This is a genomic window from Bacteroides sp. PHL 2737 (assembly GCF_004115325.2).
GTDB classification, from domain to species: Bacteria; Bacteroidota; Bacteroidia; order Bacteroidales; family Bacteroidaceae; genus Bacteroides; species Bacteroides hominis.
In genome coordinates this window covers 2,654,925-2,680,763 of record NZ_CP040630.1, presented here as the reverse complement: position 1 = coordinate 2,680,763, position 25,839 = coordinate 2,654,925, and the positions used below count along the sequence as shown (strand labels likewise).

Annotated in this window: 18 protein-coding genes, 1 tRNA gene and 3 pseudogenes; 3 read left to right on the top strand and 19 right to left on the bottom strand. The window is 38.7% G+C overall.

Features of this window, described 5'->3' with window-relative positions; translation table 11 throughout:
- Positions 1 to 2: 2 nt before the first annotated feature.
- From DBK98_RS10900 to upaY, 11 genes and pseudogenes are all read right to left on the bottom strand, one after another.
- Positions 3 to 1,136 (bottom strand): NAD-dependent epimerase/dehydratase family protein, encoded by a 1,134-nt coding sequence (locus DBK98_RS10900; RefSeq protein ID WP_033572619.1) that lies wholly within the window; start codon positions 1,134 to 1,136, stop codon positions 3 to 5.
- Between the two features lie 33 nt (positions 1,137 to 1,169).
- Positions 1,170 to 2,189 carry a polysaccharide biosynthesis protein gene (locus DBK98_RS10895; protein ID WP_033572618.1) on the bottom strand — a complete coding sequence of 340 codons (1,020 nt, stop codon included), beginning with the start codon at positions 2,187 to 2,189 and terminating at the stop codon, positions 1,170 to 1,172.
- A 17-nt stretch (positions 2,190 to 2,206) separates the two neighbouring features.
- Positions 2,207 to 2,641, bottom strand: a complete 435-nt coding sequence (locus tag DBK98_RS23520) for an acyltransferase (protein WP_270408757.1) — start codon at positions 2,639 to 2,641, stop codon at positions 2,207 to 2,209.
- Positions 2,642 to 2,717: 76 nt separating this feature from the next.
- A complete protein-coding gene (locus tag DBK98_RS10885; protein WP_033572617.1) occupies positions 2,718 to 3,824 on the bottom strand; it encodes a hypothetical protein in 1,107 nt (368 codons plus the stop codon).
- On the bottom strand, positions 3,824 to 4,507 hold the full coding sequence (locus DBK98_RS10880) for a glycosyltransferase (protein ID WP_187143824.1): 684 nt from the start codon (positions 4,505 to 4,507) through the stop codon (positions 3,824 to 3,826). Before DBK98_RS10880 ends, DBK98_RS10885 begins: the two co-directional genes overlap by 1 nt.
- A 394-nt stretch (positions 4,508 to 4,901) precedes the next feature.
- Positions 4,902 to 6,058 (bottom strand): annotated as a pseudogene (gene wecB / locus DBK98_RS10875) (non-hydrolyzing UDP-N-acetylglucosamine 2-epimerase).
- Positions 6,042 to 7,277 (bottom strand): UDP-N-acetyl-D-mannosamine dehydrogenase, encoded by a 1,236-nt coding sequence (gene wecC, locus DBK98_RS10870; RefSeq protein ID WP_187143823.1) that lies wholly within the window; start codon positions 7,275 to 7,277, stop codon positions 6,042 to 6,044. The pseudogene wecB and the gene wecC overlap by 17 nt, the downstream one beginning before the upstream one ends.
- A gap of 31 nt (positions 7,278 to 7,308) precedes the next feature.
- Entirely contained in the window at positions 7,309 to 8,652 is a 1,344-nt protein-coding gene (locus tag DBK98_RS10865) for a hypothetical protein (protein ID WP_187143822.1), read from the bottom strand.
- A 41-nt stretch (positions 8,653 to 8,693) separates the two neighbouring features.
- Positions 8,694 to 10,148, bottom strand: coding sequence for a lipopolysaccharide biosynthesis protein (locus DBK98_RS10860; protein WP_050503186.1), 1,455 nt, complete (start codon positions 10,146 to 10,148; stop codon positions 8,694 to 8,696).
- Between the two features lie 405 nt (positions 10,149 to 10,553).
- Complete coding sequence (locus tag DBK98_RS10855; protein WP_022011128.1) at positions 10,554 to 11,027, bottom strand: UpxZ family transcription anti-terminator antagonist; 474 nt, start codon at positions 11,025 to 11,027, stop codon at positions 10,554 to 10,556.
- 19 nt (positions 11,028 to 11,046) lie between these two features.
- Positions 11,047 to 11,565 (bottom strand): capsular polysaccharide transcription antiterminator UpaY, encoded by a 519-nt coding sequence (gene upaY / locus DBK98_RS10850; protein WP_005776089.1) that lies wholly within the window; start codon positions 11,563 to 11,565, stop codon positions 11,047 to 11,049.
- 716 nt (positions 11,566 to 12,281) lie between these two features.
- Between upaY and DBK98_RS23515 the strand changes: the two are divergent.
- Positions 12,282 to 12,539 (top strand): annotated as a pseudogene (locus DBK98_RS23515) (hypothetical protein).
- Between the two features lie 24 nt (positions 12,540 to 12,563).
- Here the strand turns inward: DBK98_RS23515 and DBK98_RS10845 are convergent.
- From DBK98_RS10845 to DBK98_RS10835, 3 genes are all read right to left on the bottom strand, one after another.
- The gene (locus DBK98_RS10845) at positions 12,564 to 13,571 is read right to left on the bottom strand and encodes a hypothetical protein (protein ID WP_032536018.1); all 1,008 of its coding nucleotides are present in this window, start codon (positions 13,569 to 13,571) and stop codon (positions 12,564 to 12,566) included.
- 113 nt (positions 13,572 to 13,684) lie between these two features.
- On the bottom strand, positions 13,685 to 14,698 hold the full coding sequence (locus tag DBK98_RS10840) for a hypothetical protein (RefSeq protein ID WP_032536019.1): 1,014 nt from the start codon (positions 14,696 to 14,698) through the stop codon (positions 13,685 to 13,687).
- Positions 14,695 to 15,789, bottom strand: a complete 1,095-nt coding sequence (locus DBK98_RS10835; RefSeq protein ID WP_005809599.1) for a hypothetical protein — start codon at positions 15,787 to 15,789, stop codon at positions 14,695 to 14,697. Before DBK98_RS10835 ends, DBK98_RS10840 begins: the two co-directional genes overlap by 4 nt.
- 188 nt (positions 15,790 to 15,977) lie before the next feature.
- Between DBK98_RS10835 and DBK98_RS10830 the strand changes: the two are divergent.
- A pseudogene (locus DBK98_RS10830) lies at positions 15,978 to 19,007 on the top strand (glycoside hydrolase domain-containing protein).
- Positions 19,008 to 19,136: 129 nt separating this feature from the next.
- On the opposite strand, the gene DBK98_RS10825 reads toward DBK98_RS10830, so the two are convergent.
- From DBK98_RS10825 to feoB, 5 genes are all read right to left on the bottom strand, one after another.
- On the bottom strand, positions 19,137 to 19,889 hold the full coding sequence (locus DBK98_RS10825; RefSeq protein WP_005809603.1) for a GNAT family N-acetyltransferase: 753 nt from the start codon (positions 19,887 to 19,889) through the stop codon (positions 19,137 to 19,139).
- Positions 19,890 to 20,039: 150 nt separating this feature from the next.
- The gene (locus DBK98_RS10820) at positions 20,040 to 21,125 is read right to left on the bottom strand and encodes a pilus assembly protein N-terminal domain-containing protein (RefSeq protein WP_005809607.1); all 1,086 of its coding nucleotides are present in this window, start codon (positions 21,123 to 21,125) and stop codon (positions 20,040 to 20,042) included.
- Positions 21,126 to 21,446: 321 nt separating this feature from the next.
- Positions 21,447 to 21,518, bottom strand: a tRNA-Cys gene (locus DBK98_RS10815).
- Positions 21,519 to 21,569: 51 nt separating this feature from the next.
- A complete protein-coding gene (locus DBK98_RS10810) occupies positions 21,570 to 21,782 on the bottom strand; it encodes a hypothetical protein (RefSeq protein ID WP_005809609.1) in 213 nt (70 codons plus the stop codon).
- The gene (feoB, locus tag DBK98_RS10805) at positions 21,779 to 24,262 is read right to left on the bottom strand and encodes a ferrous iron transport protein B (protein ID WP_005776077.1); all 2,484 of its coding nucleotides are present in this window, start codon (positions 24,260 to 24,262) and stop codon (positions 21,779 to 21,781) included. The genes DBK98_RS10810 and feoB overlap by 4 nt, the downstream gene beginning before the upstream one ends.
- A 124-nt stretch (positions 24,263 to 24,386) precedes the next feature.
- Between feoB and tilS the strand changes: the two genes are divergently transcribed.
- The gene (gene tilS, locus DBK98_RS10800) at positions 24,387 to 25,682 is read left to right on the top strand and encodes a tRNA lysidine(34) synthetase TilS (RefSeq protein WP_005809613.1); all 1,296 of its coding nucleotides are present in this window, start codon (positions 24,387 to 24,389) and stop codon (positions 25,680 to 25,682) included.
- The last annotated feature ends 157 nt before the right edge of the window (positions 25,683 to 25,839 follow it).

Genomic DNA, 25,839 nt, shown 5'->3' with positions numbered 1-25,839 from the left:
ATTTATATTTTCTCAAAATAAGTATCTCCATCAGCAGGATTATACCATTCATTTATCCAAAATTGTGTATAAAGTTCTTCCTCACCAATATTCTCTATATTATGGGTATACCAAATGGGAATATCCACATAGGAAGGTTCATTTCCATCCAAATAGAAACTGATAACTTCATCACTTCCTATTCTACGAAGTTGGATACGTGCTTTCCCCCTTATTACCGTAAAACGTTCTATTTTACGGCTATGATAGTGATTCCCACGTATAATACCCGGAAGTGTAGTAGAAAATGAGACTTGTCCACCAATTCCTAATTTTATAGTTTCAACAAATGCCCCTCTTGAATCAGCATGTTTTATCAATTTTACAGGAAAATGCGTTGTATAATCAATGTAACTTCGAAAAGTATTAAAGAGATTAAGTGCATTCTGGTCACTTAAAAATGGAATAAATCCTTGATCTAAATAATACACTTTATAAGCACTCAATAAGTCCAAAATTTCAGTGACCCCTTTCTCAAAATCATATGGTACTTCTTTACGTTTAATTACTGAAAAAGAGGACTCATGTATCGATTTTATTATATCAATAATATATTTACAGAGATTACCCACATAAATTAAACCAATTCTACTATCCTGAACAATCTTTGGTTGTTCATTATGCGTTAGTTTATGACAAAACGTAGCAATAAAAGAATTGTAATTAGGACGGCCGAAAGGACCATATACATTAGGAATAACCAAGCCAACAAAAGAAGCACCATTACATCTTGCCCAATTCTCTAATAACTCACGTCCTTCACGTTTAGAATTACCATATTCATTATTCCGCTCCTCCTGAGTAGAAGAAGCAAATAATACACAAGGAGTACATTTTTCACTCTCCATAGCCACAATTAATTGTCTCACTAAACAAAGATTTGTTTCGTAAATTATTTGTGGATTCGAATGACGATTCATTGCTGCCAAATGTACAATAACATCACATTGTTTAACAAACTCTCTTAAACGTAACCCATCTTGAAAATAATTATCTTCAAAAGGAATACGAATTATTGTTTCTGGAAATAAACCAAGCTCATTATAAAGATGGCCTCCAATAAATCCAGACTGTCCTGTTATACCAACTTTTATCATATAAAATCAGAATTAGTCACAAACCAAACATTATTACACATTAAGACCTTCATGAATAAAATCAAGTTTAAACAAAAGTTGCTCCATACCTTCAACATCCAAACGCCGAGTATTATGGGAATGATAATCCTCTATCTGAGATATCTTTTCACTACCTTCTATAAAAAACTTATCATAGTTCAAATCACGCGTATCACAAGGAATACGATAATAATCACCCATATCTTCTGCTTTTGACATTTCTTCACGAGTAACCAGTGTCTCATATAGCTTTTCACCATGACGAGTACCAATCACTCGTATCTCGGCATCACTAGAATAAATCTTCTTCAAAGCATTTGCCAACACGTTTAAAGTAGCTGCTGGAGCCTTCTGTACAAATAAGTCACCATTCTTGCCATGCAAGAAAGCATAAATCACTAGATCAACAGCATCATCCAGAGTCATCATAAAACGGGTCATATTGGGATCAGTAATAGTTATAGGAGCACCATTTTTTATCTGCTCAACCCACAAAGGAATGACTGAACCACGACTCGCCATAACATTGCCATAACGAGTACAGCAAATAGTCGTTTTTCCGTTTTCTCCCAATTGCCGTCCTTTAGCAATTGCTACTTTCTCCATCATGGCTTTACTTATCCCCATAGCATTGATAGGATAAGCTGCCTTATCAGTAGAAAGTACTACGACATTTTTAACACCATACATGATAGCTGAATCTAATACATTTTCCGTGCCAAGAACATTAGTACGAACAGCCTGTATTGGAAAAAACTCACAGGAAGGAACCTGCTTAAGAGCAGCGGCATGAAAAACATAATCTACTCCATCCATAGCCCCATCAACAGAACGTTTATCGCGAACATCGCCAATGTAAAATTTAACTTTAGGATTTTGTAAATGATGACGCATATCATCTTGTTTTTTTTCGTCACGAGAAAAGATACGAATCTCCTTGATATCAGAATCAAGAAAACGGCGTAACACTGCGTTCCCAAAAGAACCAGTTCCACCAGTAATCAATAAAACCTTATCCTTGAATAAAAGCATAATTCAATATATAATAATTAATTTATCACTTTGATAATTTTAGCAGGATTACCAGCAACTACAGTAAAAGGCGGAACAGATTTAGTAACTACAGCACCAGCTGCAATGACAGCCCCCTCACCAATTATTGTTGCTTTACCTAAAATAATAGCATTAGTCCCTATCCAAGCTCGCTTTTTTATAATTTTAGAACGATACTCAATCGGTTGTTTTTTAAACCAAAGATCTTTATTCTCAAAAGTATGATCATGAGTGAGGACAACGACATTATCTGAAATAACAACTTGTTCTTCTATTTTTAATCCTCCATTATAATCAAGCAACACTCCTGAGGCAATTAAGACATCATCTGAAATCTCCAATTTCTTACTCCCCCCAACATGTGAACAAGAAAAAGAAACTTTATTACCAATAACAACCCGTTCAGTTCCTAAATATTTATTAATAATCAAGCTCCTTATTTTCTTTATATAAGGTAAATTAAAAAAAGAATATCTGATAAAAATTGAAAAAAGGAAAGATAACATATCAAAATTTCAAATCTAATTTTTTAAGAATTGGAAGTAACTTCGAATCAAGTTGAAATGTTAATTCATAATTTGAATAATATATTTCACGTCCATTATTGCCCATGAATTCAATTCTATCTAAAGCACGATCAAGCAATATTTTCCAAGTTTCATCATACAAATAGTTCACCACATATCCAATCCCATTCTTCTCAACATAATCAGCTGCCAATATTCCAAAGTTCACAATTACAGGTATCCCTAGCATCATTGCATCATACAATTTATTCGAAGCTGCTAACCTATTTATTTCTAAGGAAGGATCATATAGAGAAAAGATTCCTTGACAATCTTTGATTAAAGAAAATAAGGTATTCTGAGGCATAAAGTCATAATAGACAACATTAGGAAGATCTATAAACTTACGTTTAAGTGAAGAATCAGTAAACCTTCCAGCTATTATAAACTCATATGAAGGATTATCATATGCAAAATGGTATATAGAATCCATCCCTCTATTAGATGATAACCAACCCGTAACAGCAAACTTCTTTTTATATGCAGGAAGGATAAAATCTCCTTTAAAAAAGTCATAAGGAGCATTATATATAACTATCGCATTATTATCTAAATTAGACAATCGATTATCATCAACATGAATTGTAACAAAAGCTCTTTTTCTAATTTTTATCTCAACGTTATCAACTAATTTCGTAACCAACGATGGCATTTTATGACTTTTTGTAAATTCATCACGAATTTCGTATATATATATCACATCTTGTCGAAAGAGAGATAATAAATACAATATCAATCCCGATTCAAAATTTATAGCAAAAAAGACCTTATTTTTATAACTCCTCTTAGACAACTCACAGAATCCTTTGATGATAAATACTAAATAATAGAAAATAAGTCTGATTCCACCATATCCTCCACTTTTCACCAAATAATTAATACTGATAAATTTATTATCATTGCATAAATCTTTCCTATCCCTCAACCAAGCCAAGATTTCCAATCTTATTTGTTTTGAATACAGATATTGTGCAATTTTTTGGAGTCGTGTATTTTTCAAAGAACTGGCCACAACAAATACCAAAGTATCAAACATGTTATTATCCATTATCTTGTAACATAATCAATAGCATTTAACACGCCATTTGCCATTATCAATGGTGTCGCATAATTATCATAATATTGTTTTGCGGCATGCCCCATTGCTATAAATTTATCGGGAACTTGTGCAGCATTAAATAATATATTTTCAAGTTCACTTTCATTTGAATACAAAATGCCATCTATTTCATTATGTATATTAAATATTTCTCCACCTGTTATTGCATTTTGACGAGTTATAAATGGGACACCATATCCCATACTTTTTAAAACGGATAATCCTGCCTGATCTGGTGAGATACAAATAATTGATGTTTGAAAATAAGATTTTATAATATCTTCATCGTAAATAGCACCGTGCATAATAATACAATCATTTAAAAAATTCTCTCGAACAACCTTTACAATATTTGTAAACTCAGGTCCCTCACCTATTACATGCAATAATGGCATATTTCCATTTATTGTAGATTTAACCTTAATATATGCATTTATTAGTTCATATATTTTTTTCTCTTTATACAATGTCCCTGTAAATAAAAAATCCTTCTTTTTAGTATCACTAATTACATAACTCTGATCAACAGCAACTGTATTATGAGCAATAAAAATTTTACTATCATCAATTTTATAATCTTTCCAAAAGCTTAGGACCTCTTTCATATAGAATATAATTGCATCTGATTTCATAAAAACTTCATATTGTATTTTATCCAGAAAGGTCTTTTTCCTATATAAATTATATCTGTTTACATAGGAAGACCTTATACCAATCGACCATGGGATAACTTTATATTTATGGGGAAAAAACGGAAGCAAACAATATGACAAATTATGTAAATCAGAAGCAAAAATAATGATATCAAATTTTTCACATAACTTTCTAAATTTTCCTTTTATCCATACAATCGTACCCCACCGAAAAGCACACAATCTTATTTTTCTAAAATTACAAACACTTTTAGTATTATCATTCTTATAAAAAAAGCAATAGTCAATTCGTGATGATTACTAATTATATTATATATAGGAACTCTATATTCCGAGATAGATTCCAATAAAATCAGAATATTCTTCTTTCTCATCAATTCAATTCTATAAGAAATTCCGTTATACGTTTTGCAGATAATCCGTCTCCATAAGGATTTATGGCTTGGCTCATACTATTATAATTCGAGTTATCATCAAGTAAAGCAGAAACACTATTGACTATCTTTTCATAATTAGTTCCTACTAATTTAACAGTTCCCGCTTCGAGTGCTTCTGGACGTTCCGTAGTATCACGCATAACTAAAACAGGTTTACCCAGCCCTGGAGCTTCTTCTTGTATTCCTCCACTATCTGTAAGAATAATCGTTGATTTCGCCATTAAATACACAAACGGAAGATATTCTAATGGCTCTATAAAAAAGATATTTGACATATGCTCTTCGCCAAAAACTTCATAAATAGGTTTGCGCACATTAGGATTTAAATGCATTGGATAGAGGAAATCAACTTGAGGATACTTCTCTGTTAAAGTCTTAATAGCAAGACACATATTATTAAAACCATCACCAAAATTCTCACGTCTGTGTCCTGTTATCAAGATTAACTTTCTATTTTCCGCTAATCTACTAATATCATAACCTGATTTTATCAGTAAATTACAAGTCCTTTTTCTAGATCTTTATTATTCTTTATTTTATTAATAACTATATGAAGGGCATCAATAACAGTATTACCTGTTATTAATATATTTTCATTGTATACACCTTCCTGTATCAAATTCTGCTTACTCAATTTAGTAGGGGCAAAATGATAAGTAGCAATTCGTCCTGTTATTTGTCTATTCATCTCCTCAGGCCAAGGACTATAAATATTATGTGTTCTTAATCCAGCTTCCACATGACCTACAGGAATTTGCTGATAATAAGCTGCCAAGGCAGTTGCCATAGAAGTCGTTGTATCACCATGAACTAAAACTATATTTGGACATTCTTTTTTCAGAATATCCCGCATTCCAATAAGTACTCTAGCAGTCACATCATACAAATCCTGACCTTGTCTCATTATGTTCAAATCATAATCTGGTTGTATATCGAATAAACTAAGTACTTGATCAAGCATTTCACGATGTTGTCCCGTCACACAAACGATCGCATTTATCTTATCTGAATGAGCCTGTAACTCCTTTATAAGAGGAGCCATCTTAATGGCTTCAGGACGAGTCCCAAAACCAACATTATTTTTTTTTTTCATCGTATACAAACTTTATTTTTTTATAAATTCCACAAAAATCTATAATTATCTTTTTATCGTCATAAACCAAAGATTTAAAAACGGAATGAGCAACAAGAAATACAACAATATCAGCAGTAGTATAAGCTTCTTTATAATTAGTTAGTTTAAACACCTTATGCTCTGTCACATTAGGTTCAACCACCAAAATATCTGCATTATTACAACTTTGCATCACTTTTGTAGTTATATACTTAGCAGGAGCTTCTCTCAGATCATCTATATCCGGCTTAAACGCTAATCCCATCATCGCCACAACAGGTTTACGATGATGCTCTATTTCAAATTTCAACATTTCATTTGTCACTTTTTCCGCACACCAAAATGCCTTATAATTATTTATTTCCCGCGCTTTTGAAATGATCTGTGATTCTATAGGAAAATCGGCTGTTATAAAGTATGGATCAACAGCAATACAATGACCACCAACACCACATCCAGGCTGAAGAATATTAACTCTAGGATGTTTATTTGCCAAGCTTATCAATTCCCAAACATTAATACCTGCTTTATCACAAATTAATGAAAGTTCGTTAGCAAAAGCTATTTGAACATCACGAGATGAATTCTCTGTCAATTTACACATCTCTGCAGTTTTACTGTTAGTTCTATGAAGTTTCCCCTGTACAAACTGACTATAAAATTCAATAGCTTTATCTGTTGAAGCCGGATTAATTCCTCCAATGACTCTATCATTATTTATAAGTTCATGAATAACATTACCAGGTAAAACTCGTTCCGGACAGTAAGATATAAAGATTTTACCTTCCAACTCTGGACGAATAGAAAATATAAGATCGCTCATCTTATCAGTTGTACCTACAGGTGAAGTCGATTCAATAACATATAAATCTCCTTCTTTTAAAAAAGGGATAACTGCGCGTGTTGCTGATTCAACATACGAAATATCCGGTTCATGATTTCCTTTAAAAGGAGTAGGAACCACTATAAAATAAGCATCACTCTCTTCTGGTGTAAGAGATGCTTTTAACTTACCACTAGTAACAACTTCCAAAAGAAGTTCTTGCATTCCAGGTTCAATAATGTGTAAAATTCCACTATTTGTCATTTCAACAACCTTTGGATTAATATCTACACCTATAATTTCGATACCGTGTTTTGCAGCAGTTATAGCTGTCGGAAGGCCAATGTACCCAAGCCCCATAAAACATGCTTTCATTTGAATTATATTTTTATAAATACATTATTAATTATTTTCTATTAGACAAATACGAAACCAAAAGATAAGAAGGCAATCCTAACAATGGATATAAAATCCACAATTCCAAGCCAGATCCTCTTGCAAATTGAACAATAGTTATAGATAAAAAAAGTGCTATATAATATTTCAGTGAGGCTAATGTCTCAAACGAAACAATTAACTTTTTATATAAAAACTCAATACCAGAGAATAAAAAATAAACAGCAAACGGTGCAAAAAAACAAAAATTAGCAATAGCCTCCCCATAAAATCCAACAGGCAAAGAGCCACCTCGAGAATAGAATCCTGGAACAAAAGTTGAAGTATATATATTGATCATACTCTCTGGTTTCAACGGAAATAATTCTCTAGGAATCGGCAGAAACAAAGGCTTTATAAAAGTAGAACCCAATAGAGTCGGAATCTGATTATTTAATACATAATCAGCACAATTTACCGTATCAAAATACACGCCTGAGAACTCTAAATTATCAACAATAGCATCTCTAAATATATCACTTTTAATATAATCTCCAATATAAAAAAATGCTACTAATACATTCTCAACATCAAAGTTACCATACCCTCTTGCAATAGACATTGCCATTATAAAAAACAAGAAAATACTCAGACACATTAAAACAAATAAAACATTCTTAAATGTAAACTTTATTTCATACCTCCGATTAAATAACTCAAAAAATAAGATAAGCAATAGTACATATAACAATTCACGTTTAGATTCATAGGACACAAGAAAGAAAGAAAGCAGCAGAATACAATAACATGGCAAACGAGCTATAAAATTTGAAAATCTGTTCAATAGACGTGGCATTATATATATAGTTATAGCAAACATACTAGGATAAATCCATAAATTAAATATCTCTATCTTTAGCAAGGAAAATAAAGAAATCAATACCACAGAAAGTAGTGGAATGATAAAAGATCCCTCTTTCTTAACCGAAGGAGGCCAAATCGTATATATCCTAATATTCTTTTGTATAACAAGAAATAGACACCAATTAGAAATCAAAAACAAAATAAGTATTTCTCTATAATTTTTCACATTTAGAAAAGTTCTTGCCATTCCTTCTGAGAAAGAGAACAAAGAGTTTAAACCAATGTCGCGAGGAGTAACGTAGCTACCCGCAATAAAATAAATAAAAAAGTAATTAGCAGTTATAAATGTAGGAGAAAACAATACAGATACAGTTATCTTATTATTTACAATATAAAAAAGGAACACCAAATACTGAAAAAAATAGAAATAAAAAGAATTATATTTCAACCATAGCTCGTCTGCAAAAAAACAAAAAACAACAGGTACAGCAACAAACAAATAATTCATCATAATTATCGTTTGTGACTTTTCCAAATGTTTAGAAAGTACTATCATATATTCTTTCCTCCAATTATACTATTAACTATATCAATAGAATAATGCAAGTACTTACAATTAAATATAAAAGAGAACGCCCAATAAAGACTCCAGTATAACAGAAAGAGAGATAATATAATCTGCCAAGAACTAAAATCAATCAAAATAGTTTTCACACAATATGAAATACTAAAAGCTCCTATAATAGAAGCTATAATAGGTAATAAATCCAAAAACTGTGCTCCCAATGAGATACGTATTTGCTTACCACAGAAATAGCACATCACAAAAAGATCAAATATAGAATAAAATACAACCCCACATAAAAGGATTGTAATATCATATCGGACTGTAAATATCAATACAATTATACAAATAACTTTTTTAAACAGTTCAAGGTTTAGAATCAGGCGGCCTTTTCCTTTTATTTTTAGTATATTACTATTTATATTAGATAAAGGATATAAAGCCCCAACAACACATAAATATTTAAAATAATCCGACGCAACAATCCATTCAGGAGGTAATAATATTTCAAAAATAGCATTTGAAGTAAGTAATAGGAAAATCATTATTGGTGATATTATAAAGACAGACACTCCAATTATTTTACAATAGTTTTCTTTTAAACGTTCATTTTCATCTTGAATTTGAGATAGTATAGGAAAAGTAACTCGCTGAATCACTTCTGTAAGGCTCGTCGAAGGAATTTTCTGAAACCGATCAGCCTGAGAATATAATCCTAGTTCTTTTGCATTATAAAACTTTCCAATTACAAGAGCATATATATTGTTAAATATACCAGATATAAGACCAGTAAACAACAAACTCATAGCAAAAGGAAACATGTCTTTTATTGAACTCGTAGAAAAAATTAGTTTAGGCTTCCATTTACTGTATATCCATAAAAACAAAGTTCGAAATGAATATAAAGATAAATTTTGTATGACTAAAGCCCAAACATTATGCCAATAATAAGCTATAAGTATACCTATTCCCCCTGATAAAATTGATGATAAAATAGTGATCTTTGATAAAGTTTTAAAATCAATCAATTTATTCAATAGGGTATAATGAATTAACCCTATTGCATTTATAGGAAAAATTAAAAATGCAACTTTTGAAATAGAGTTTAATTCCGGTTCATGATAAAAAGATGCTATTAATCCAGAACAATTATAAAGAATAATATATAATACTCCTCCAAAAATGAGATTAACATAAAAAACAGATGAATAATCGATCTCTTCTACATCTTTCTTTCGAATTAAAGCTTGTCCAAAACCGCTATCCAATATGATTTGCCCAATCGCCATAAAGACACTGAGCATCCCAATTAAGCCAAAGTCAGAAGGAGATAAAAATCTGGCAATAATAAGAGTTACTATTAATTGAATCAATAGTGTTGAAAACTTTTCTAAAGAGCTCCATATAAATCCTTTTAACGTTTTCTTTTTCAATTCATTCATATAATGACAATGCCTCCTATAAGTAGAAAATACAGCTCAAGGCATATCTTCAAATCACTTTCACAGATAGCTCTTAATATTTGCGTCAATAAGAAAAGAACAAAATGCATAAACTACAACCAGATCTGAATATTTTAATATTATCTATAACCTTCAAAAAACCGTTTCCATATCAAAGGAAATTAAAAATCATCCTATATATTTAGTAATATATATCTTCAATACAAATTTTCCAAACTATAAAAATAAACAATCTGTAACGTAGTAAAAATCATTTTTATAATTTTTACTACGTTACATATATATCTATGTTTATTAATTCACAGAATATTGTATAAAAACTTCAGACGCAAGGACCTTCAATAATATCACCAAAGTCAAACCAATAAATATTAGTGCATATAATCAGTCTTCTATCTCGCTACATGGATAGCTATTCTCTTCCATTGTCTGCAATGTTTCCATCACTTCCAATTCTTCTTCTGAGAGCGCCCTGCTTTTCCAGCCATCCATTATTTGATGTGCTTCTTGTGCCAAATCTTCCTCGAATACCTCGCCATAGCAATATGTCAGCAATTGACATTTTAATAGAGAAGCGGGAAGATGATCTAACACAGCAAAAGAGCGATCTAAAATGCTTTGTATCTTAGATTCTTTGTCGCCATCATTGTAAATGGTAGCATTATAACCCATTAACAGGGATAGACAAATCGCTGCTTCTTCCTCAAAAGTAGCACCTTTCATAGAGAAAAGGGCTTCGGACAAGCGAAAAACTTCGGTGTTCAGTTGACGGAAATGATCGGTATAGATGGGAGAGCCATCCGTACCAAGATAAAGCAACTCACGGGCAATGTGTTGCAGATTTTGGACTTGATTCATATAATTTTGAAATTACGAATTACGCTGAAAGAATACGAAGGTAACTTTTAGGTACTTTGACACTGGCAGACAGAACCCCATGAATGCGGATCACCACATAGGTGCGATTGGCAAGGCTGGATAACTCACCTTCGATACCACAAAACTCTCCTTTGACAACCTGTACTTTTGTACCCACGGTAAGAGGAAGGTCGTCAAAAGTTACATTTTCCGGAGCTAAATCCATCACAAACTTAAAGTCCTCCATCTGCTTGTTGGGGACGATGAGCAAAGTATGGGTATAAAGATCCTTCATATAAAATAAAGGAACGTGATCATCCTTCGTGATGGACCAGGCACGCTCTTTGGTAGTCCGGACAAAAATAAGATTCTTGATAACAGGAACTTCTACCCTACGACGACGATATTTCAGTTGGCGAATGACAAATTGTGTAGGAAGAAAGTATTCTATTCCAAGCTTTTCTAAAGCATTACGAATAGCAAACTCCTGATCCTTCTTTGTCCGAGCGGCAAACCAATACTCCTGTTGTTCAGACATTTATTGTTGGAAATTAAAACTCGATAGGTTACTTTCGGGTGCGCTACGCGGTTTGGACGAGACATCTTTTCTCATTCAAACCGTAAGTATTTCCGATAATATTTATAGTGGTAAAACGGACGAAATTGTTTCAAAAAACGTTCGTTTATAAACACAAAGGTAAGGCACATTTTTATAACAACAAAATATTTTTATAAATAAATTGCTTTTTTCTCTTTTTTACTAAAACACACTACTGATAATGAAAGAGTTATGAATAAAAAATAGTGTTTTTATCTATATTTTTTTTCATAAGAACGGGATTTTTCAAAAAGGTCAAAAAAAGGTGTTTCAAATGACGAACGTTTTTTGAAACAATTTCCCCCTATTTTTTCTATAAATTCTACATAACGTATATGTCTGTAGCCCAATAATAGGTATCCCACCCTCCTATCACTTACACACAAGATTTTCTCCTCTTACGCGCGCGTAAGCACATCTGCTTTTCAAAAAGATACAATATATTTGCCGGAATTATATAAATTATTCAAGTTTCGGAAGTGTAAACCCTCGTTTATAGTTGACAAAAAAGCAAGTACCCCAGCTTTCGCCCGAAAAGTCCATCCGTGAGGCGGAGAAGCGAATTTCAGACTTAACCATCTGAAAAACAACACCTTTAAAAAGTAAGATTTCTGTTCTCAAAAGCATTGTTTTAACATAGAGTTAAAGCTTGTTCTTTGGATGCGAATAACAAATTCTTTAAATGCAAAAGACTTGTTATTTGCGCATAAGAATAAGACAGCCTAAAAAAAGCGTTAACAATGTTAATTGAAGAAAGGTATAAGGATGAAGATACCGGTTCAGACGGCATAAATTCACTTCTAAGACTTGGGTGCACTCGGAGCAAATGCGATGAATGTATAACGGAAAGAGATTCACCACAGGGTTTCACAGAGTTTCACAGAGTAAAAATGATGAAGAATAAAACTCAGTGAGACTCTGTGTGACTCTGTGGTAAATCATTCTCCTTTTGCCTTCATCAGTTTTCCGGCTTTGAGGTCAATATAATAAAGCATTCCCCGGGCTATCTCCATACGCCCGATTTCCTTGTCCGGAAATTCGGCTAACAGCCCCAACAAATCGCCCGTCTCGGGGTCATAGCGCTGTATCTTCCCGCTCTTTTGTACTGACATCAGGAGCTCTCCGCCATAGGACAGCAGTCCCAAAGGCTGTATGGCGTCGTACTTAAATACGGCATCGGAAGTGATGTGTGTCTCTTCGCCAAACACAATCTCCATTTTTGAGGGAGTAAACACTTGCAGGCTTTTGTTGTACCAGTCGGTGAGGTACATGCGCCCGTTATGCTCCGCCATGCCATGAATGCGGGGCTGATAGTCATATCCGATCCCTTCGGGTACCTTTACCTTTCCGATCCAAGGGACACGAAACGCAGGCTCGGTAACAGCTTCATAAATCCAATAACCGCGAATGGTATTTTTATCACGCACCATCAGCCTCTCACCGCATTCGCGAAGACCGTAACAATGAGTCATGCTGTAAATATCGTCACCCCACTTTCCATCCGAACGCCCGATGGCATTGACGAACTGAAGGGTACGACGGTCGAAAACGTTAATACGGGAGTTGTACATGCCCACAAAAATATAACGGTCCGAAACAGCCATATCTCCTATCTCAGCGTTAAATGTCTCTTTAGTATCTTTCCGCATCCACGAATCGATGCGTCCGATCAGCTCGCCTGTCGTCAAGTTCAACAAAAGAACAGAACGGTCGGCGGCATTATTGTTGGCAACAAATAATGTATCCCCTTTGACCCGTACGGACCGGGGAGTTAAATTGGCCGGAAGCACTCCGGGAATAATCACTTCGCCGGCATCGGTAAACGTGGTATAAACCGGTTCTTCGGGAGAGGTATTGCCTTTATCAGCCGGTTCTTCGTCCTTGGAACAGGATACACAACAGGCAGCAGACAGCAATAATAACAGATATAAAAATTTTAAATTCATATTTACTTATTTTTTTGAATTTCATTCACTACAGGGTTTCACAGAGTCTCACAGAGTTTTGTACTCTATATTTTCACTCCGTGAGACTCTGTGATCCTCTGTCGTGAGCTTTTTTAGTCCAACTCGGATATTTCAACAAACATCACTTTTCCCTGTATCAGGCGCGGAGCGTTCGCGTTCCGACCTGAAAGATAGAACATATCGTTATGGAAAAAGAGGCGTCCCGGAGCACCGAATCCCATTCCTCCGGCAAAAGAAGAGTAAGCATCCTTCTCCTCTCCGGTGAGGAGATTCACTCTTACGATACGGTTATTGGCACAGACAACGTACATTTCATCCTGAAAGAATCCCATACTCAACGGCTTGCTTTGCATACGGTAGGAACGGACAAAGCGGACCGGCTCTCCTTTCGTAGTAACGGTGGAGGGATCGATTACGAGGATACGCGAACTTTCATAGTCCGATACGTAAATAAGTTCCTTGTAACGTGCCACGGTCTCGAGATTAAATCCATTGTTGGAAGTTGTGCTGTCGGTGTTCTGGGCAAACACGGGGACCTTGAAACGATTTTCCGGTGTACAGTCCGAAAGCTGTACCACCTTGATTTTTTGTTTATCACGAATAAATAGTTTGTCACCGGCTACTTCGGCAGACTCGCATTGCAACAACGAGCTCGACTGCCAACCTGTACGCCCGATAGTGGTTACATACGTATAATCGTTCCGGCGAAACATGTCGATCCGGGAAGAGCGGTTCACCACAAAAATATAATCGCTGTTGACGGCTACATCCATCACTTGATTATCGAACTTTTCAGCTTTTCCGTCATACATCCAACCTGTCAACGAGTAAAGCAATTCGCCGGTGGAGGCACGAACAATCCGGACACCATCCGATCCGTCGACACGGTTGGCTATAAAAAGGGTATCACCCGAACGGCGCATTCCCACAGGATTATAGCTCTGTGTACCTACACCGATAGCTGCCGCATCCAGCTCTTTCTCAAAAGTCAGTGTAAGGATGGAATCGGTAGTGAAACCGAACCCCGGCATATTGTTTTTATCACATGCGGCAAAAGTGAGCAACAAAGTCGCCACTACCATAAAAATGCTGTATCTTTTCATCATAACTCTATGTCGGGATTATCGGCATCGTTGATACCGGGGTTATAATCATTGTAACTCTTGAATGGATTGATGACATAAGGCAACATCCGGTGTTTCATCATGTAACGGTATACTTTCGGCACAATCTCGTCGGGCATCGATCCATAACACAAGCTGCTGGAATGGCCGTAACCCAGACAGTGTCCCAATTCGTGAATCCAGACATGAAGCACCCAATTGCAATCTATCGCTACCCGGTTCTGGTAAAAGAAGCCCGAAAGATATTCCTCACGCAATCCCAGTGCGTTTCCTCCGCCAAGTCCGGCGATTCCGGGCCCGGTGACTACTCCGAACACCAGACTTTGCTTATTCAGAATGGATTTCAACAATCCCTCACGGTCAATCTCCTTCCCTGCATCGTTATGGATGCTACCTTTATAATTCATCAATGAATCACGAAAAATTCCGGAACTGAACATAACGGCCATATTTACCGCTGAAGTGGCATAATAACGGGCTGCATTGGGCGTCATCACTCCCCAGTTACCACTACCGTATTTTCCCATCTGAATGCGGGTCTTCATCTTGATGGTTTTCAACATATCGAATACAGAATCGTTGCATGTGAGCAACAGTTCGTACTGATCGGGAGAAAGCAAAGCCAGATTGTTGACACGGACAGGCTTGCCGCTTTTGGAGGGATAGACTGCCTCGCCCATCTTCAGCGGAGAATCCAACCGGATGTTGTAAAAGCCCGGAACTTCTTCAAACTGCATCAGATGGATGGTATCACGCAAATGGGGCATCGTAAGCCATACGGAGACTTCTTTGAAATCGTGAGCCATACCATTGAACAGGCGGAGCTTTCCGTCTGTCATCGATACATTAAGCGGTTGGTTCACATAGAAGGCGCGATCGGCCGAAACAATGTCATCAACGCTCTCACCATCTTCAAACATCTGTTCTCCCTGATTGAGAAACTCCTCTGCCGAAATTTTAGTCAAGGCAGGCGGTGTGCCAAAGGCATTGAGAATGTCGACGGTATCATCATCCTGGCAAGCAAACAGAGAGAGTGCCAGAAGCGAAATACCTAAAACTTTCTTTTTGTTCATAGTGTAGGGTTTATTTGTTTTTTGAGGGCGCAAAGATAATACAAAAAGGGAAAATGCAAATAAAGGTGTCCAAATACTGTCCGCCAATCGACAGAGAAACCGCATCTCAAATAAAAACAGGCAAATCTTATCCGATCCCAAACGATTCTTTGTAAATTTGCACATACTTATTTATTAGACAAAACATTATGAAAAAACTCTTTTTATGGGCACTGTCAGCCTTGTTAACCTTTCCGGCAGCTGCTCAGGACTTCGTCCCCGAAGCTTCGTTTTACGGCGAAAACTACTGGACTCCCGACACACTGGGTAATCACCGTGCCGTTGTTTCAATGAATACTCCCGCCACCGTAGCGGAAGCTTATATCCCCTGGCGCAGACGCGACGCCAATCCCGAACAGAAAGGGATTATTGTGATAAATGCTTCTACCGGCAAAGTAGTGGACAATGTACTTCCGGTGGAAATCAACCGTGAGTACGGACGTATCCGGTTCGATGCCAGTACAGGTACAGGGAATTACTATGTATACTATCTGCCCTACCATACATCGGGAGGTCCATACCCCAAAGTGAACTATCCGAAGCAACCTGACAGAGCCGACGCACAATGGAAAGCAATCTGCAGTTCCACTCCGGGAACAAAGGTGACCCGGGCCAAACTGGTCAGATTCGAGTCGTTAGGCAGTTTCAACAGCTTCTATCCGATGGAAATCATTGCCACAGCAAAAGAGAAACAGGCATTGGCAGAAGCCAATAGCAATAAACCGTTCCTGCTGCTGCCCGAAGACCGTAAGTTCCCTATCCGTATGTTCGACGATCTCTCGTACCGTCAGGTAACCCAAGGAGCCACCGGCGAATTTTTCGGTGAAGCAGACTTAAACGAATATTATGTATTGCAACTCGGACTATGGGCTTTCAAGAATCCGGTGAACGGGGTCAAAGTAACCTTCACCGACCTGAAAGGTAAAGACGAGATGATTCCGGCATCGGCCATCACTTGTTTCAATACGGAAGGGACCGACTGGATAGGGCGCCCGATGCATCCGGAAGTAAACGTGGGCAAGGGGCGTGTACAGCCGCTTTGGATAGGCATTCAGATGCCGGAACATGCCGGCAGAGGCATTTATAGCGGTAAAGCCATTGTCAGCGATTCATCGGGAGCCTCTCAAGAGGTAAAGATCACGATCAACCTGTCCGACAATGTGTTGGTAGACAAAGGAGACAGTGATTTGTGGCGTTTGTCACGCCTGCGCTGGCTGAATTCACAATATGCCGTAAACGACCAACTGGTGAAGCCGTTCATTCCGATGACGGTGACAGACAACACAATCAGCGTATTGGGACGAAGCGTCACTGCCGGCGAACTGGGGTTACCGGCTTCCATCCGGAGTTATTTCACCGAAGAGATGACCTCCGTTGGCAAAGAAGCCAAAGACATCCTGGCAAAACCGATGGAGCTCGTCATCCGCCGGAATGGAAAACAACTGCCCGTCACCATCACTTCACCATTGAAATTCGGCAAGAAGGAAGACGGAATTGTTAGTTGGACAGCTGCCGGGAAGGCCGGATCACTCGATGTGACGGTACATGCCAGCATGGAGTTTGACGGTTTCATGAGTTATCAGATTAAAGTAAAAGCAACCGAAAACACATCGGTAGATGACATAGCTCTGATGACTTCCATGCCGGCAGCGACTGCCAAATATCGTTTGGGAATGGGATATGAAGGTTCTCTGCGTCCTAAAAGCGACCGATGGAAATGGAATGTGGAACGCAATCAGGAAGGTTTCTGGTTCGGCGACGTAAACGGTGGAATGCAATGCCTGTTCCGTGCGGAAAACTACCGCCGCCCGCTGAACACCAATTTCTACAAAATGCAACCGCTGAACATGCCGCCATCCTGGTTCAACGACGGCAAAGGAGGTATCAGCTACCGGGAACAAGGGAAACAAGTGGATATCGAAACCTACAGCGGAAAGCGGACCATGACCAAAGGAGAAGAGCTGAACTTCGACTTCCTGGTGCTGGTGACACCTTTCAAACCGATAGACACCATGAAGCAGTGAACCGATCGCTACTATCACGGTTACCAGCCTGCCGAAAAACTGAAAGAGGGTGATGCGCATGCTTATCAGGCGGTAGACGTAGTAGCCGAAACCGGAGCGAACGTCATCAACCTGCATCACGGCAATGCAGTCAACCCGCATATCAACTATCCGTTCTTCCGTCCGGCCTTCATGAAGCAGTACGTTGACGAATCGCATGCCAAAGGTTACAAAGTGAAAATCTACTACACCGTAAGGGAGCTGAACAATCACGCACCGGAGCTTTTTGCCCTGAAAAGTCTCGGACACGAGATCTTCTCTCCGGGCAAAGGAGGAGGATATGCATGGTTGCAAGAGCATCTGGACGGTGACTACATCGCCGCATGGTTTGTAGATGCCTACAAAGATGCAGCCATCGTGAATACCGGCATTTCACGCTGGCATAATTTTTACGTGGAAGGGCTGAACTGGCTGACAAAGAATGTAGGTATCGACGGTGTATATATCGACGACCTGGCTTTCGACCGCAACACCATGAAACGTATCCGCCGGGTACTGGAAAACAATCGTCCCGATCCGCGCATCGACGTTCATTCCGCCAACCAATTCAATCCGGCGGACGGGTACATCAACAGCATCTTCCTGTACATGGAACACATGCCTTACCTGGACCGTCTTTGGTTCGGCGAATACTTCAAATACGAAAAATCACCGGAATACTGGCTGACAGATGTTTCGGGTATCCCCTTCGGCATGATGAGCGAAATGTTACAGGACGGTGGCAATCCTTACCGGGGTATGCTATACGGCATGACAGCACGCGAACCGATGGAGTCCGTCCCTTCACAACTCTGGAAGGTATGGGATGCTTTCGGTATCAAGGACAGCCGGATGATGGGGTATTGGGTATCATACAATCCGGTGAAAACAGGACGCAGCGATATTCTGGCCACTTCGTTTGTCAAAGATGGCAAAGTGATGATAGCCATTGCCAGCTGGGCAAAGAAAGACAGTGAGGTGAAACTACAAATTGACTGGGAGAAACTGGGGATAGACCCCGACAAGGCAAAACTGACGGCACCTGCTATCAAAGGTTTCCAGGAAGGATTCACACTGTCAGCCAAAGATAAAATCAAAATACCGAAAGACAAAGGCTATATCTTTATTCTGGAGTAAAGATAGATAAAATCAATGAAGGTGTGTCGAAAATGTCAATTCCGCATGGAGACATTTTCGACACATCTTCATTTAAAATATGATTGACACCTTTAGCAAAGCTCACAAAGCATATCCGAATTTACATTTTCACTTTTTGAGTATCCTCTTTAAATAGTCGACATCCAACAATAAATTCACAGTCTCAAACTTTCCTTTATAGAATACAGCCCAGTTATTGAAAACGCAGGGCAATTCCTTTGCTTTTTGTAACGTATCCACTTGAATGAAAGATACGGGAACGTCATTCATTTCGCAATACTGTTTTATTATTTCAATGTTTTGACAGATATAGGGACATTGCATATCATAGTAAATCGTCAGTTCGTTGCTTTCAATCTCCTGCTTCTTTACATTTTGCGCAAACCGGGGTATTGTTCCGTCAAAAGAAAGCGCAAGCAATTCATATCCGTTATCAGTAGTATCAACAACTTCAAAACCGAACTTCTTCGCAAATGATTGGTCAGAAAGCCAGGATTTTTGTTTTTTTGCTCCCAGCATACAAATACCGGATTTACCCTTTGCTTTGGCATCAGCCAAACAATACTCCATCAATGACTTTGCATACCCTTTTCCTTTGTAACTACCTAAAACCCATAAGCAATATACGTAATAATAGTTATCACCGGTTATGGGGACCCAAGCTGTTTCAAGGGGAGCATATTCGATAAAAACCGTAGCCTTTGCATTCAATTTTCTAAAGACGTGACCTTCATTCAGCCGGTCAGAAAGCCATCGCCGCTTTGCTTCAATACCCTGATGTGGCTTTTTACTGCGGATAATGCAACATAAATGCTCACCGGCAAGGTTTTCTGTTGTCAAATTTACAAAATCAGTATCCATACGCACCCTCACTTTAAATTTAGATATTATCAACCAACTGACCGGGATAGTGCTACTTTATGACTATTATTAATAAATCACAAAGCACCAATGTAGTGAATTTAAATGAAGAAACTTCACTGAGGGCTTCCTTCATAAAAAATAATTTTATCACTGTCTTGGTTCTGCATAAACGATATAGCGTGCCGAATCGTCTTCGTCAAGTAATAAAACCGCATTGGCGTTATCTGTAACCCATATAGCGCACGGATAGGCATTCGGATATACCTTTTGCTCGGAAAACAGTTCCTTATATAATCGAAAGATCTTTTGCTTATCCTTTTTATCTTCGTAAGTAGGTTGCGAATAGAGTAAACAGAAGTAGTTATAAAGCACATCATAACTTTGGCTCAGATATTTATCGCTTGTAACATTAAAGTATGCAACTTCCACTGATGGGACACCAGCATTAAACCGATAAGTAGTCATCAAATCAGGGTTACTGCCAATAACATCGGCATAAGAAGTCCACGCCTGTGAAGTATTAGTCACATCCTTCCAATTAAATCCCAGAAAATCTTTATCATTAATGATAGTAACCGAAAGTATGTCTTGGTAAAGCACCTTGTTATCCTTCCATGCTGTAAGGCAAGTTTCATAATCTCCGGGGAATATAAAGCAGTGCCCCCACTCCATAACCAGATGGCTCTTAACTACTCCTTCTCCACTTTCACGTTCATACAACCGATAGCTGCCTTTCTGTCCATTCACTGTCCAGACTATTGAATCGCATACCTCTGACAGTAATCCCATCGTTATAGATTGCGAACCATCATTTGTTAGATAAAAATCCATACGATCAAAAACATTTTTCCTATTCCCTTTTTTAAGTGCAAGGTGAGGCATCGGCGCTTTGGTCACTTCCACTTTTATCGTGGCAGTCTCTCCTGTTTCATGATCGGTAACGATAATATCGGTTTCTCCATCCCGCTTACCTGTAATTTTGATATCAGAGGCATATTCCGTATTTCCACCCCATGTATAAACAGCATCAGCCACTTCACCATCAGTTATATCCAATGTCGTGTTTTCATGGGCCGTCAGCTTTACAGATTCACTACCGCCCAATATGATTTTGCATGAATTTACAGTCAACTCCAAATGGCAGGCAGATTCCGTTTCTTCATTGTTGCAACCAATAAGATTAATTGTGCACAAGAACAACAGTAGTAGTTTTGATAACTTTTTCGTTTTCATTTTTTTATAGTCTTGTTTTACCTTTCATGAAAGCACTTGCAAATATAAGAAAAATGCAATACACTCTACTATGTACTGCATTTTTATATGTCTTACGACATATTATACGGAAATATGGAATCCTCATCTGTCGGATATGCTCAAATGGCTTGTATATGGATTTAGAGGATTGTGTCCTATTATCTATTCTGCAACTTGCTCCCTAATATTTTTTGCTGCAATAGTGTGGAAAGAATGAATTTATTGGTCCCCAGATTGGAATCCAACAAAGAAAAATCCCTTGAAAGCACTTGACTTTCAAGGGATTTAAAGTAATGTTCGAGGTTCCTGGCGGATTCGAACCGCCGTACACGGTTTTGCAGACCGCTGACTAAGCCACTCATCCAAGGAACCTTGTTTCTCGTTTGCGGTTGCAAAGGTAGTACAAATTTTGAAACTACCAAACTATCCGCAGCAATTTTTCTTTGTCTTTTTTTTCTTAGACGAACACTCTTTCCGCTTCTTCTCCATCATATCCTTTAATTCACAGCCACTTGCACAACTTGCACAAGGGTTATCATTTTCTTTCACACGACGAAAAAAAACATAAATACCATAGAGGATGCGGGCTACACACAATATAATCAGTAACCCGACAACCCATTCTTGCCAATTCATAAAAACAATCCTCCTATCTGATAAACGGCAAATGAAACAATCCATGCCAATGCTGTGGTATATCCTGCCGTAAAGATAGCCCACTTCCAACTACCGGACTCTTGCTTGATGGCCACCAACGTGGCAATGCACGGGAAGTAGATCAGCACAAACAGCATATAGCTGAATGCTGCAAGCGGAGTGATCGGAATCCGTTCAGCCAGACTGACCGCATCGGCATCGGCATCATTGGTATAAAGTACACCGAGCGTACTTACTACCAACTCCTTGGCACCCACACCGGAAAGAAGACCGATACTCAGCTTCCAATCGAATCCTAACGGCTCAAGTACAGGCTCTACTGCCTGACCTATCTGCCCGATATAAGAGTTTTCCTGCTGTTCCGCCTGGGTAGGATAAGCATTATGATCCGGATAATAGCCCAAAAACCAAATGATAATGGAAGCAATCATAATGATACCTCCCATCTTTTTGAGGTATTGCGCGCCTTTTTCCCATGTATGCCGAAAGATAGACTTCATAGTCGGCATGCGGTAAGGTGGAAGTTCCATCACGAACGGAGTATCATCTCCCTTCACCAGAAAACGGCTGAACAAACGAGCCATAACAACCGCCAATGCGATTCCGATAACATAAATTCCCAATAAAACCAAACTGCCATTATTAGGAAAGAAAGCACCCACCAATACCAGGTAGATAGGCAGACGGGCACTGCACGACATCAACGGATTGACAAGCATGGTGATCAGACGGCTCTTCCGGTTCTCAATGGTACGTGAAGCCATTATTGCAGGCACATTACACCCGAAACCCATTATCAAAGGAATAAACGACTTACCGTGCAAGCCCATCTTATGCATGATTTTATCCATAATAAATGCGGCACGAGCCATATAACCCGAATCTTCCATCAAGGAAATGCAGAAATACAATATCAGGATGTTGGGCAGAAATACAATCACTCCTCCGACTCCACCAATGATACCATCAATCATCATATCCTTCAGCGGGCCCTCGGACATGTTATCCCGAATCAGGTTACCCATCACCTCGACAAGCCACTCGATACCCATCATCGGGTACTCCCCAATTACAAACGTACCCTCGAACATCAGATACATAAAAAGGAAGAAAATGGGATATCCCCAAATGCGATGGGTCACAATGGAGTCGAGCACCTTCGTTGTCTGTTCCTGCTCCAGATGATTGTCGGTGAAAGTTTCTTTCAACGCTCCACTGATAAAACCATATTTAGCATCTGTCAAAGCAGATTCGCTATCTTCATTCATTGTCTCCTGTATACGCCGGGCCGCTTTATCCCGTTTCTTTTCCACCTCTGCGGCATTGGGCAGAGTATGAATGAAGCGTTCTATTTCAGGATCATTCTCCAGCAATTTGATAGCCAGATAACGGGTAGAATATTTATGGCGGATAAATTCGTTCTTTGAGATTTCTTCTTTCACCGCATCGATAGCCTTCTCCAAATCGGGGCCATGATTGATATGAATATGGCGGAATACTTTGCCCACCGGTTCTTTACCATGGGTATAGTCGGCAGGATGTTCACCGTGATCCTTAAAGTTAGGCAGGGTCTGATGCCAATCCATGATTTCCTTAGCCACTTCCGGATGGATATGCCCTTTTTTATCAATAAAGTCGGCACCTTCGTAGAGATTGATAACGACATGGAAAAGACGGTCTACTCCGATATTTTTCTTGCAAACAGTAGGTACCATCGGAACACCGAACAAATTGCCCAGCAGGCGGTGATCAAGGGTATTACCGCTGGCTTCCAGTTCATCGTACATATTGAGGGCTACTACCATGCGTACATTCATATCGATAAGCTGGGTAGTAAGATAGAGATTACGCTCCAGGTTGGAAGAATCGACCACATTAATGATCACATCCGGCGTTTCATCAATGATGTGGCGGCGGACATAAATTTCTTCGGGAGTATAAGCTGACAGAGAGTAAGTACCGGGCAAGTCGACTATCTTGAAGTGATAACCCTGGAAATCAAAATATCCTTCTTTGGCATCTACGGTCACACCGCTATAATTGCCTACATGTTCGTGGGCTCCTGAAGCCAGATTGAAAAGAGAAGTCTTACCACAGTTCGGATTACCGACCAGCGCCACATTTATCGTACGCCGTTTTCCAAGGGCAACCCGCTTCAAATCTTCCTCTTTTACGTCAATATCTTCAGTCAATCCCTGATGATAAGCAGATTCCTGTGTTTGTAACTTAGCCTCCTGCTCGCTGATGATCTCGATCATATCAGCCTCCTGTCGCCGCAGAGAGATTTCATAACCCATTATTTTGTATTTGATCGGGTCTTTCAGTGGAGCATTAAGCAATACTTCTACGGTTTTTCCCTTGATAAAACCCATCTCCACAATCCGTTTACGGAAGCCGCCGTGTCCCAGCACTTTGACTATGACTCCCTTCTCACCTGTTTTTAATTCGGACAATCGCATAGTGTGTGTACCTCTAATTTTGGCGCAAAGATAATTCATAACTTTGTGGCATGCAAATTATTTAGATTGTTTTTAAATAAGAGAGAATTCTTATCCATATTGACAAAACTATTATCTTTGCAATATGATACAACATAGAATAGCACAATACATCGAAAAAGAGAAGCTCTTTTATCTGAATGACAAGGTATTGGTAGCACTAAGCGGCGGAGCCGATTCTGTGGCTTTGCTACGATTGTTGCTATCAATGGGGTACACCTGTGAAGCTACCCATTGCAATTTCCATCTGCGGGATAAAGAATCGGACAGAGATGAAGCATTTGTACGCCGGTTGTGCCATGAAGCGGAAGTACCTTTACATACCGTACATTTTGATACAATTCAATATGCCGCCGACAAACACATTTCTATCGAGATGGCTGCCCGTGAATTACGCTACGAGTGGTTCGAAACGCTCAGGAAACAGCGTGGAGCAGCTGTTATCGCAGTAGCTCACCATAAAGACGACAGCGTAGAGACCGTATTACTGAATCTGATCCGGGGTACCGGCATTAACGGACTGCTCGGAATCCGTCCAAAGAACGGAAACATCGTACGCCCTTTGCTTTGCCTGAGCCGCGATGAAATAATCGCATACCTGCAACGCATGAATCAGGATTACGTAACGGACAGTACCAATCTTTTGGATGATTATACCCGGAATAAAATTCGTTTGAACCTGTTACCTCTGATGCAGGAAATCAATCCATCGGTTAAAGAGAGCATTATCCGCACGACTAACTACCTGAATGACACGGCAACTCTATACAATAAAGGTATAGAAGAAGCACGGACACGCGTGCTGACCTCCGAAGGTATCCGGATAGAGGCTTTACTGCAAGAACCGGTACCGGGAGCCATCCTCTTCGAACTGTTGCATCCGCTCGGTTTCAACGCCGCCCAAATAGAAAGTATACAACAATCACTCGACGGACAGCCGGGAAAAGTCTTCATCGGTAAAGGGTGGAAAGTCATAAAAGACAGGGAATTGCTGCTAATTGAAGAAGATATAAAGGAGGAAGAAGCCAAACCACCTTTCCGTCTGGTTACGGAAGTATATGATTATACTCCTGAATTTATAATTCCCAAAGATAAAAAAACAGCTTGCTTTGATGCAGACAAGATGGATGCAGCATGGTGTATAAGAAAATGGAAACAAGGTGATGTGTTTATTCCTTTTGGAATGATCGGCAAAAAGCGTGTAAGCGACTATTTGACGGACCGGAAGTTCTCCCTGAGTGACAAGAAGAAACAATGGGTGTTGTGTTGCGGAGAACGAATTGCCTGGTTGATAGGAGAACGAACGGACAATCGGTTTAAAGTAAGCAACAACACAAAGCGGGTAATGATTATCCGAATCTCCCCCAAAGATATCAACTAAAAATCAACTGATTACATTTACCAAGCCCTTACCGGCACATGTAAAAGCATTTACTCCGGCATGTAAAAGCATTTACCCCGGCGTGTAAAGGCATTTACCCCGGTATGTAAAAGCATTTACCTCGGTGTGTAAATGATGACTACATCCGAAGCGCCAC